The organism is Flavobacterium calami, assembly GCF_038290035.1.
GTDB classification, from domain to species: Bacteria; Bacteroidota; Bacteroidia; order Flavobacteriales; family Flavobacteriaceae; genus Flavobacterium; species Flavobacterium calami.
This window is the reverse complement of the sequence record NZ_JBBYHS010000006.1, coordinates 172,436-184,696: the sequence shown is the minus strand read 5'-3', so window position 1 is coordinate 184,696 and position 12,261 is coordinate 172,436. Positions and strand designations below refer to the sequence as shown.

5 protein-coding genes are annotated in these 12,261 nt (G+C 37.7%); all 5 read left to right on the top strand.

Translation table 11 applies throughout. The features are described 5' to 3' along the window. The first annotated feature begins 15 nt into the window (after positions 1 to 15). The 5 genes from AAEO57_RS07200 (at position 16) to AAEO57_RS07180 (ending at position 11,966) form a co-directional block, all read left to right on the top strand. Positions 16 to 3,072, top strand: coding sequence for a beta-L-arabinofuranosidase domain-containing protein (locus AAEO57_RS07200; protein ID WP_341691042.1), 3,057 nt, complete (start codon positions 16 to 18; stop codon positions 3,070 to 3,072). A 35-nt stretch (positions 3,073 to 3,107) separates the two neighbouring features. After that, complete coding sequence (locus AAEO57_RS07195) at positions 3,108 to 4,799, top strand: DUF885 family protein (protein ID WP_341691040.1); 1,692 nt, start codon at positions 3,108 to 3,110, stop codon at positions 4,797 to 4,799. Between the two features lie 52 nt (positions 4,800 to 4,851). Then, positions 4,852 to 7,542 carry a DUF5695 domain-containing protein gene (locus tag AAEO57_RS07190; RefSeq protein WP_341691038.1) on the top strand — a complete coding sequence of 897 codons (2,691 nt, stop codon included), beginning with the start codon at positions 4,852 to 4,854 and terminating at the stop codon, positions 7,540 to 7,542. Between the two features lie 33 nt (positions 7,543 to 7,575). After that, positions 7,576 to 9,651, top strand: coding sequence for a beta-galactosidase (locus AAEO57_RS07185; protein ID WP_341691036.1), 2,076 nt, complete (start codon positions 7,576 to 7,578; stop codon positions 9,649 to 9,651). Positions 9,652 to 9,827: 176 nt separating this feature from the next. Continuing rightward, positions 9,828 to 11,966, top strand: a complete 2,139-nt coding sequence (locus AAEO57_RS07180) for a family 43 glycosylhydrolase (RefSeq protein WP_341691034.1) — start codon at positions 9,828 to 9,830, stop codon at positions 11,964 to 11,966. Positions 11,967 to 12,261 lie beyond the last annotated feature (295 nt).

Below are 12,261 nucleotides of genomic sequence, written 5' to 3'. Positions count from 1 at the left end.
GAAAAAGAATTAGGCATGAAAAAATATCAATTATTTATTTGTGGAATGTTAAGTTTTTGGGCATCATGTACCATAAGTTTACAGGCGCAAAACGGCGATCAGATTTTGGACGGAATCGGCGAAACAGGATTAATTGCCCGCTATGTTTTTGATGGTGATGCAAAAGACTGGTCCCGAAATAATCTGCACGGTAAAATTGAAGATTCCAAAGCAAAGTTCGTAAACGATGACCTGTTTGGAAAAGTACTTTCGTTGCCGGCAGACAGCAAAGCTTTTGTTTCGATTCCGGTTGATGGATTGATAGGAGAGGAATCCCTCAGTATTACAGGATGGATTTATTTGAGATCGTCACAAAAGGAACAGCGTTTTTTTGATTTTGGAAAAAACTCAAATTCACATTTGTTTTTTGCACCGTCAGGAACAGAAAATGAAACAGGAACCCTGACTCAGGTTATCACTGAAAAAGGAGCAAAGTATAAATCGCAGTCACCGGCACTTGAAACTGGAAAATGGAATCATGTTGCTGTTGTAATCAATATTCCATCCAAATCCATCAGCACTTTTGTGAATGGAATTTTGGTAAGCGAAACTAAAAATGCAGCACTTGATTTAGCAAAATTATTCGACTATAATACAGCATCAAAAAATCTGCTTTACATTGGAAAATCTCTGACAGACGAAAATATTTATCTGAATGCCAAATTACACGATTTCAGAATTTACAGAGTTCCTTTGACTGATAAACAAATTACCAGAATTTATAATAATGCTTTGAAAGAAGGTCAGGAAGAAGAAGCTCCGGAAGAACAAGTAACAGATTTGCCAAAATTTTCAGGAACAACACCACAGCTTTACAATCAATTCCTGACAAGTGTTTCAGATGTTAAAGTAGAAACTGTTTCGGGAACGCTTCCAAGATTACCGAATTATATAAAAGGTGTTTACAAAAACGGAATTCAGGGACCGGAAGTTCGGGTAATCTGGCCTTCGCCGAAGGATAATAGTCAGGTATTAAAAAGCGGACAATATACAGTAACCGGAAGTGTTTCGGGGACAGATTTAAAACCCAAAGCTATAGTAACGGTAAAAGAGGCGAAAGAAGCTGCTACGCCACAGCGTAAATTAGAGGCTTTCAAACTAGAGCAAATTTCATTAAATACAGATGCAGAAGGACAGGAAACTAAATTTATTGAAAACCGCAATAAGTTTATCTCAACACTTGCAACGACAGATCCGGATTCTTTTCTTTATATGTTTCGAAATGCATTTGGGCAGGAACAGCCAAAAGAAGCTGAACCGCTTGGGGTTTGGGATACGCAGGAAACCAAATTACGCGGACACGCCACCGGACATTATTTGACTGCCATTGCTCAGGCTTATGCGGGGACAGGTTATGACAAAACGCTTCAGGCGAATTTTGCTCAAAAAATGGAGTATATGGTCAATACTTTGTACCAATTATCTCAGCTTTCGGGCAAACCAAAAACAGCAGGAGGAAAATTTGTGTCAGATCCAACTGCTGTTCCATTTGGTCCTGGTAAAACATCCTATGATTCAGATTTGAGTCCGGAAGGTATTCGCACAGATTATGAGAATTGGGGCATAGGCTTTATCAGCGCTTATCCGCCGGATCAGTTTATTATGTTAGAAAATGGAGCTACTTATGGCGGACAGAAAACACAGATTTGGGCACCTTATTACACATTACATAAAATTTTGGCCGGTTTAATGGATGTGTACGAAGTAAGCGGTAACGAAAAAGCACTTGCAACCGCCAAAGGTATGGGAGACTGGGTGTATGCCCGAATGAAAAAACTGCCGACAGAAACGCTGATCAGTATGTGGAACCGTTACATTGCCGGAGAGTTTGGCGGAATGAATGAGGCAATGGCAAGATTGTACAGAATCACAAAAGATGCTCATTATTTAGAGGTTGCAAAACTATTTGACAACATCAAAGTGTTTTACGGCGACGCAAACCATTCGCACGGACTGGCTAAAAATGTGGATACTTTTAGAGGATTACATGCCAATCAGCACATTCCGCAGATTATGGGTGCGCTTGAAATGTACCGTGATTCTGATACACCTGAATATTATCACGTAGCCGATAATTTTTGGAACAAAACAGTAAACGATTACATGTACAGCATAGGGGGAGTTGCAGGAGCCCGAAATCCGGCCAATGCAGAATGTTTTATTAGTCAGCCGGCGACGATTTACGAAAATGGTTTTTCATCAGGCGGTCAGAACGAAACCTGTGCCACTTATAATATGCTAAAATTAACCGGAGATTTGTTTCTGTATGAGCAGCGTGGAGAATTAATGGATTATTACGAGCGTGGTCTTTACAATCATATTTTGGCTTCTGTGGCCGAAAATAGTCCGGCAAATACGTATCATGTGCCGTTGAGACCGGGATCGGTAAAACAATTTGGAAATCCGCACATGACTGGTTTTACCTGCTGCAACGGAACGGCAATTGAAAGCAACACGAAATTTCAGAACTCAATTTATTTTAAAAGTGCCGATAATAATACGCTTTATGTAAATCTTTATGTGCCGTCAACATTAAAATGGACAGAGAAAAACATAACCATAGAACAGACAACGGACTTTCCTAAAGAAGATTTTACACGATTAACTATCAAAGGAACGGGTAAATTCGATATTAAAGTGCGTGTACCGCATTGGGCCACAAAAGGATTTTTTGTCAAAATAAATGGCAAAGATGAAAAAGTAAAAGCCCAGCCGGGAAGCTATCTTACCTTAAACCGCAAATGGAAAGACGGCGACACAATCGAATTGCGTATGCCATTTGAATTTCATTTAGAACCTGTAATGGATCAGCAAAATATTGCAAGCTTGTTTTACGGACCGGTTTTGCTGGCAGCTCAGGAGCCTGAGCCGATAAAAGACTGGCGCAAAGTGACTTTAGACGTAAAAGATATTAGTAAATCAATTCAGGGAGATCCAAAGAAATTAGAATTTACGATCGATGGAGTTTCTTATAAACCTTTTTACGAAACCTACGGACGTCATTCGGTTTATCTGGATGTTACATTGAAATAACATCGTAAAACATTAAAAATCATCAAATCAAAAGCATGAAAAAATCAATTTTAAGTCTTATTTTATTTTTATTTATGATAACACCTTCATTTTCCAGTGAACTTATAGATGTAGTGAATACCTACCAGGCAGATAAAACGGCACTGCAAAATTTTTATTCCAATAATGAGTCGGAGGAATATTATGTGCGGTTTTCTAAATTTTATGAAGACTGGGCAAAAAAGGTAAAAAGTATCGATTTTAAAAATTTATCTAAAGATGGAAAAGTTGATTATTTACTGCTTAAAAATTTAATCAGCAAAGAGGATTATTTTTTGCAGATAGAGTACAAGGCATACAAAGAAGTGGCTTCGGTTTTGGATTTTACAGATGAAATTAATCTTTTTATAAAGGAAAGAAGAAGAGGAAAACGCCCTGTTGCCAGTCAATTGGCAAAAGCATTTGATGTGGCCGGAATTTCTATTGATAAAAAAACAGAACAGCTAAAAAACAAACCTTTTAAAGACTGGTTTGCAGCAGATAAAGCCGCAAAATCGGTAGTTTCTTTTGAGAAATCATTAAAAGAAGCTTATGAATTCTATTACAGCTATGACCCCGATTTTACCTGGTGGATGGAAAAACCGTATAAAAAACTATCGGAAAAACTCAAAGCCTACGAGGATTTTCTAAGAACCAATTATTCTAAGACAAGTTTAAAAGATGACGGAAGCGGAATTATTGGAAAACCAATAGGAAGGGAAGCCATCATTAAAAGTCTGGCGTACGAATACATTCCGTACACTCCGGAAGAATTGATTTCGACAGCTCAAAATCAGTTCGAATGGTGTAAAAAAGAAATGATCAAAGCTTCAACAGAATTGGGTTATGGAAACGACTGGAAAAAGGCATTAGAACACGTAAAAGATACTTATGTTCCTGCAGGAGAACAGCCTCAGGCGATAACAGATTTGTACAATAAGTCAGTAAAATTTATTGAAGACAGGGATTTGATAACCTTTCCGGAACTGACCAAAGAAACCTGGCAAATGATTATGATGACGCCGGAGCGCCAAAAAATAAATCCGTTTTTTACGGGAGGCTGGGAAATCAGTATTTCGTATCCGACTGAAGATATGGATCAGAAAGATAAACTGATGAGCATGCGTGGCAATAACCCCAATTTCTCTTTTGCAACAGTTCAGCACGAATTGCTGCCGGGACATAATCTGCAGTTTTTCATGAACAGCCGTTACAAATCGTATCGTCAGCCCTTTGATACTCCTTTCTGGATGGAAGGCTGGGCTTTGTATTGGGAAATCAATCTTTGGAACAAACAATTTCCGCAGACACCGGAACAAAAATTAGGAATGCTGTTCTGGAGAATCCACCGCTGTGCCCGAATCATATTTTCATTAAAATACCATCTGGGTGAAATGACACCACAGCAATGTATTGATTTATTGGTTAATGAAGTTGGTCATGAGTACGCAAACGCAGAAGCAGAAGTAAGACGTTCTTTTGCCAGTGGAGATGCACCATTATATCAGGTAGCTTACATGACAGGAGGATTGCAGTTTTACGCTTTAAGAAACGAACTTTTAGTCAAAGGATGGACAGAAAAACAGTTTCATGACAGGGTTTTAAGAGAAAATATAATGCCGGTAGAAATGCTCCGGATCTTGTTAGAGGATTTGCCTGTTGCTGAAGATTATAAAACAAACTGGAAGTTTTCGACTGATTTTAAATAGTAAAAAATATTTCTGAATAGCTTTTTATTCAGGTCTTAAAAAATAACGAATTATGAAAAAAGTAAAAGTATTGGCTTTAATGATTTGCTGCTTCATTGCTTCAAATAGTTTACAGGCGCAGGAATATTGGAATAAGATTAAAGCGAAAAAATCAACGCTCGAAATAGATAAGGGATTTACGACTTTAAACACAAAGTCTTTTGAAATCAAATTGTTGAAATCTTCTCAAACTGTTGCCGCTTTGTCGCCGGTTTCAGATAAAACTTTCGATTTTACACCAGGTGACCGACTATCGATTCGTGACAAAGATGGTTTATATCAATTGGGCGATATCAATCTTCGAATTAAAGCGACAGACGGAAGCTGGAAAAGCTATTCGACAGCTTCAAAAAGAGCAGCTGTAACGGCTTTAAATGTTTCAGGAACTATTTTGGCAGGAGCCGATCTTTCGAATACATTGCCTGCTGATATTCCGGTAACAATAAAACGTTTTTACGAAGAAAAAGACGGAAACTTAATTCTGCGTTTTGAAATTACCAACAAGTCAAATACCACTCAGGAAATAGGAGCTTTAGGTATTCCGATGATTTTTAACAATATTCTCGAAGGTAAATCTTTAGATGAAACACACCTTCACAATGTATTCTTTGATCCTTATATTGGTAAAGATGCGGGTTATCTTGAAGTAAAAAGATTAAGCGGACACGGACCGGCGCTGTTATTATTGCCGGAAACCAATATGCCTTTTGAAGCGTATCGCCCATTATTGGATGATGATACGCCAAGAAGTATTGTTTTTGAAGGTTTCCACGAATGGATGCCTTTTAGTAAAGCGTACGCCGATCAGGAATGGAAAAACGCTGAACAATGGAATACACCAACTTCATTGACTTTAAAAGCAGGAGAAGTTAAAAATTTTGCATTGAAATTTGTATTGGCAGATCAAATTGAAAATATCCAGTCTTCTTTAATTCAAAACGAGCGTCCTGTTGCAGTAGGCGTTCCGGGTTATGTTTTGCCTCAGGATGTTGATGGTCAGCTTTTTTTGAAATACAATAAAGCGGTGAAAGCTATTAAAATTGAACCGCAAGGCGCTTTAGTTGTAGAAGAAAAATCAAAAAACAAGAATGGTTATTTTCAATATGCGGTACACGGAAAAAAATGGGGAAGAGCCCGATTAACAGTTACCTACGAAGACGGATTAGAACAGACCATCAATTATAAAGTAATAAAATCAGAAGCAAACACAGTAGCTGATTTTGGACATTTCTCGACAACAGCACAATGGTTTGATGAAAAAAACGATCCGTTTCATCGAAACCCTTCTGTAATTTCATACGATTATGAAACCAAAAAGCAGGTAAGTCAGGACAGCCGTGTCTGGATTGCGGGTCTAAGTGATGAAGGCGGAGCAGGCGGCTGGTTAGGAGCAATTATGAAACAATTGATTGATCCAGACAAAGAAGAAATACAAAAACTGGAACAGTTTGTAGATAAAACATTGTGGGGCGGAATTCAGTACAATACTGCCGATACGCTGAAATTCGGCGTTAAAAAAAGTGTGTTTTATTACGAGCCCAAATTAATGCCGGAAGGAACATACAGCAAAGACGTGAACTATAAAACCTGGGCAGCATGGGATAAAAAAGGTTCTGATGATCCGGGAAGATCCTACAACTATCCGCACGTTGCCGCTGCACACTGGACGATGTACCGTCTGGCACGATATCATGAAGGTCTGGTTACGAATCACAGTTGGGACTGGTATTTAAAAAATGCTTACGAAACGAGCGTTGCGATGACAAGAATTGCACCTTATTATGCGCAGTTTGGACAAATGGAAGGAACGGTATTTTTATTGATTTTGAAAGATTTAAAAACCGAAGGATATACAGAAATGGCTAATGATCTGGAAGCTAAAATGAAATTGAGAGCCGATCATTGGAGAACATTAAATTATCCTTTTGGAAGTGAAATGCCCTGGGATTCTACAGGTCAGGAAGAAGTATACATGTGGTCAGATTATTTCGGCTATAATGATAAAGCAAAAATTACACTAGACGCTATTTTGGCTTATATGCCTACCATGCCACACTGGGCTTATAACGGAAATGCCCGCAGATACTGGGACTTTCTTTACGGAGGAAAATTATCAAGAGTAGAGCGTCAGATTCATCATTATGGTTCGGCACTGAATGCGATTCCGGTTTTGGAACAGTATAAAAAAACACCGGATGATTTTCATTTACTAAAAGTCGGTTATGGCGGATTATTAGGCGGAATTTCAAATATCACTCAGGATGGTTTCGGGCCTGCTGCTTTTCATTCTTATCCCGAAACATTACAAATTGATTATTTATCAGGAGATTATGGTTCCGGGTTCTTTGGTTATGCCGTAAATACCGCCACTTTTATTACCAATGAAAAAGAATACGGCTGGCTGGCTTTTGGAGGTAATGTAAAAGAAAAAGGAGATGAGGTTGAAGTAGCTATTACAACAGCGGCAAAATCTAAAGTGTTTATTGCTCCTAAAAAAGTATGGTTGACATTAGATGCAGGAACTTTTAATAAAGTAACTTACAATACTAAAACAGGTGCCATCACTATTACTTTAGATGCAAAAACAGCTTATACTCCAAATGCTTATTTAAGAGTAGATCAGGAGGTAAAACTGCCTTACGAAAAAGTGAGAGGTGCTTACAAAATTGCATTGAAAAACAAACCTGTTCAAATTAAATTATAATATGGAATGAATCAAAAATCAAAAACACCTTTCTTGAAAAAAGTACTATTTGTGTTATTGGGATTACTGGTTAGTTTAAATTCAGTTGCTCAAAAGTTTGACAAATATTTTCCCAAAAAAGACCTGACAACTGTTGGTGTCTACTATTATCCTGAACATTGGGATGAAAGTCAATGGGATCGTGACCTGAAAAATATTGCCGAAATGGGTTTTGAATTCACCCATTTTGGAGAATTTGCCTGGGCACAACTTGAACCTCAAGAAGGTGTTTATGATTTTAAATGGCTGGATAAAGCCGTAGAAATTGCGGTAAAGTATAAATTGAAAATTGTGATGTGTACTTCGACAGCGACACCTCCTGTCTGGCTGACGCGTAAGCATCCGGATATTCTGGCTACTTATGAAGATGGTACAAAAACAGATCACGGTTCCAGACAGCACGCTTCATTTTCAAGTAATTACTATCGAAGCTATTCTTTAAAGATGATCGAACAGCTGGCAAAAAGATATGGCAATAATACAAATATCATAGGCTGGCAGGTAGACAATGAACCTGCTCGTTTTCTCGATTACGGAGCTGATGCACAACAGCGTTACCGGAACTGGTTAAAGGAAAAATATAAAAACATTGAAGCGCTGAATGATGCCTGGGGAAATAAATTCTGGAGCGGCATTTACAGCGGTTTCGATGAGATTAATATTCCACTTCACAAAGAGTGGGGAATGAACTTGCATTCACAATTAGATCATTACCGATTTGCTGATGAAGAAACAGCCACTTTTCTGGATTCACAGGCAGTGACCATTCGTAAATATGTGAGCAAAGACCAATGGATCACTTCAAATTACAGATCCAATTACAATGAAAGTTTTGTGGGAATGAGCAAGGAACTGGATTTTGACTGTTACACTCGTTATCTGGTTTATGGGTCAAGTCTGGGAGTCGGAAAAAATGGGTATCGTTTAGGTGATTATACCGCTATCGGAATGTCTAATGATTTTTTTAGACCACTAAAAGGCATGTACGGCTGTATGGAACTGCAGCCTGGACAAGTAAACTGGGGGAGCATTAATCCGCAGCCTTTACCGGGAAGTGTACGTTTGTGGTTATGGCATGTTTTTGCCGGAGGCAGTAAGTTTGCGTGTACCTATCGTTATCGTGCGCCTTTGTATGGGTATGAGCAGTATCACTACGGTATTGTGGGTACAGATGGCGTAACACCAACTCCTGGCGGTACAGAATTCAGTCAGTTTATAAAAGAAATTAATACACTTCGAAAAAAATACGATGCCAAATCAAAATTGCCGGAGTACTATTTAAAACGTAAAACCGGAATTTTGTTCAATGCTGATAATGTAATGGGTATTGAGTTAAACAAGCAGACAAAAGAGTGGAATACGATTGGCCATTTCTTAAAATATTATAAAGCCGCAAAATCTATTGGTGCACCGGTAGATTTTGTCCGTGATACTGCTAATTTCTCCAATTATCCTTTTTTAATAGTGCCTGCTTATCAGATGATCGACCAAAAAATGATTGAGAAACTGACTTTGTATGCAAAAAACGGAGGAAATTTAATTTTGAGTTGCCGATCCGGAATTCAGAATCGTCAGGGGCATCTTTGGGAAGCTAAATTTTATGAACCCATGTGGAATTTAATTGGTTCTCAAATAGAGTCGTATGATTTACTAATGCCGCAATCTCCTGGCATTATAAAGTTTAATAATCAGGAATTTAGCTGGACAAGCTGGGGAGATTTATTGAAACCCAATAAAGAAACAGACGTTTGGGCAACTTACGAAGGTGATTTTTACGCTGGAACGCCTGCTATTATTTCACGTAATTTAGGCAAAGGAACAGTAACCTATGTTGGCGTAGATTCAAAAAATGGTGATCTGGAGAAACAAGTAGTAAGGAAGTTATATCAAAAACAAAATGCTGCGATAGAAGATTATCCCGAAGGAGTTATGGTAGAGTACCGTGACGGATTTGGTATAGCTGTCAATTATTCGGATAAAATTTACAACATTAATTTACCGGAAAACGCTCAAGTTATTTTTGGAACCAAAGCCATAAAAACTGCAGACGTACTGGTTTGGAAATATTAATATAACCCGTTGGTATAATTCACAACAAATGTCAGGCTGAGCGGAGTCGAAGCCCTTTCTATATAAAAAACCTTCGGTGAAGTTTATCCTGAGCAAAGCCGAATGGGCTCAGGAAGGACATTGATTTATGAAGAAGCATTAAAAAATACTTTACTCAAATTAATTTACAATATACAATGCTGAAAAACAAACTACTTTACAGCCTTATCATACTTGTTTTTACAGGAAGTGCTTTCGCTCAAAAAGATATTGACGTAAACAGTCCCGGAGCAGGAAATCCGATTTTACCGGGCTGGTTTGCTGATCCTACGATTAAAAAGTTTGGCGATATTTATTACATCTATGCCACGACAGATAATGAAATGCTGGCATCAGGCGCGCCTACGGTCTGGTACAGCAAAGATTTTAAAAACTGGTACAATTACATCATGCAAATCCCGTCTTTTTCGGCAAAATCGATCACCAATTTTTGGGCTCCCGATATTGTGGAAGGAGGCGATGGAAAATATTATTTGTATTTTGGTAACTGCGAAATAGGTTGTAATATTTATGGTTATGTTTCTGATTCACCCGTTGGACCCTGGAAAAAATTAAGCGAAAATGATACTCCGGTAATTTCAAATGGATATCCAAGAGAAAATTTTCCATCGCTCGATGCGCAGTTTTTTAGAGATACCGATGGTAAAATATACGGTTATTGGGGAACCTGGGTACATTACAATGGAGGTTATGCCGTTGGGGAATTAAACCAGAAGAATATGAGCGAAATGGTTCATTCTAAAAATATTCCTTTATCCCAGACTCCCGCTCCGTTTGAAGCCGCTTATATGATGAAAAAAGGTTCTAAATATATTCTGATGTATTCCGGAGCGTCCTGTCATGATGAAACGTATAATGTTCGTTATTCGTATTCAGATTCTCCTTACGGGCCTTTTACACCCGGAAAAAACAATCCTATTTTAAGTACCAATGAAAATCAAACCGTTCATGGTCCGGGACATCATTCTGTTTTACAGGAAAATAACGATTATTACATTGTCTATCACAAACACGATTACCCGATGACCAGAGGCGGACTGGCAAGACAGGTCTGCATTGATAAAATGATTTTTGAGAATGATTCGACGATTCAAAAAGTAGTGCCTTCGAGTAAAGGAATAGAAGATTTATTAAAATCAGATGTTCCGGAAAACATTGCTTTTCAGGCCAAAACATCAGCTTCTTCCTTTTATCATTTAAAATCTACTCAGTATGATTATGAGTACAAGCCTTCCTTTGCAACTGATGATAACAATGCGACCCTATGGAAAGCGGCCGACAATACTTCACCTCAATATTTAATTATCGATTTAGGTGCTGAGAAGAAAGTAAAAAGAGTAATGACCCAGTTTGAATTTGCGAGTTATTATTATCAATATAAACTGGAATATTCTGCTGATGGGAAAAAGTGGAATTTATATGCTGATAAATCTAAAAACCGCACAGCCGGAAGCCCGATGATTGATGATAATGATGTCACGGCACGTTATTTAAAACTGACCGTCTTAGCCACAGAAAAAACAGGACTTTATGCCGCAGTCTGGAATATTAAAGTATATAGTTCCTTATTTAATCTTCCGTTGCAATTGCGCAATTCAGCATCGAAAACAAGTCCGGCGGTAAAAAGTTCTAAGAAACTATTAGTAGATTTTGATGCCAATAAAAGTCAAACGAATTCAGCCATAAATTCTGTTTCTAATAAAGGATCGATTGGAGGAATTTTCACCAAAAGCGGTGATGTTTTTTTAGAAAAAGTAGACGGAATTAAGGCTTTTCATTTTAAAAACGGTGCTTTTACTTTAGATAAAGCAGTACCCAAAAGCTTAGCATGGAATGGTTCTTACACCATTGCAACCTGGGTTAAAAACCCTGAAGTAGCAAAAGAAGGAGAAATTTTGGCTTCCTGGTGTGACAGAACCGAATTTGGTCTGGCAAATTCATACAATGCTTTGGCTTATTATAGTGGGAATTATGGTGCAGGAGCTCATTTAGACGGTCATTTTGATATGAAGTATGCCAAAGTTCCCGAAGCCGATAAATGGCATCATATCGTTTTGACTTTTGACGGCGTTTTGGAGAAGGTTTATGTAGATGGTGTTTTAGATAATTCGCAAAGTATGCTTTTGTCTTCGGCGATTGATAAAGCCAAAATTATAATTGGTGCATCAGATATCGGAGAAAATTTCTCGGGTTTTATGGCTTCATTGCGTATGTATGATTATGCGCTTAATGAGCAGGATTTAATTAAACTGATGAATGAGACAAAACCTAAATAAACAAGACATATATGTTGAATGTAATTAATTTTTTTAAACGCATAGAAACATAGATTTATATAAACCCGTTGGGTGAAATAGAATAAAATAGCTTTATTTAAGGATTAAATCTAAGAGGATCTGCTAAAATCCTTTAAAATCTGCGTGAAATACTTTTGCGTATTAATTTTTCTCGCAGATTTACACAGATTAAAGCAGATTTATATATGAGTTAATACGATAGAATTGAAAAAAAATAATTTCACCCAACGGGTTATATAAATGAAAAAGAAGATAAAAAGAAACTGGTTTCTAA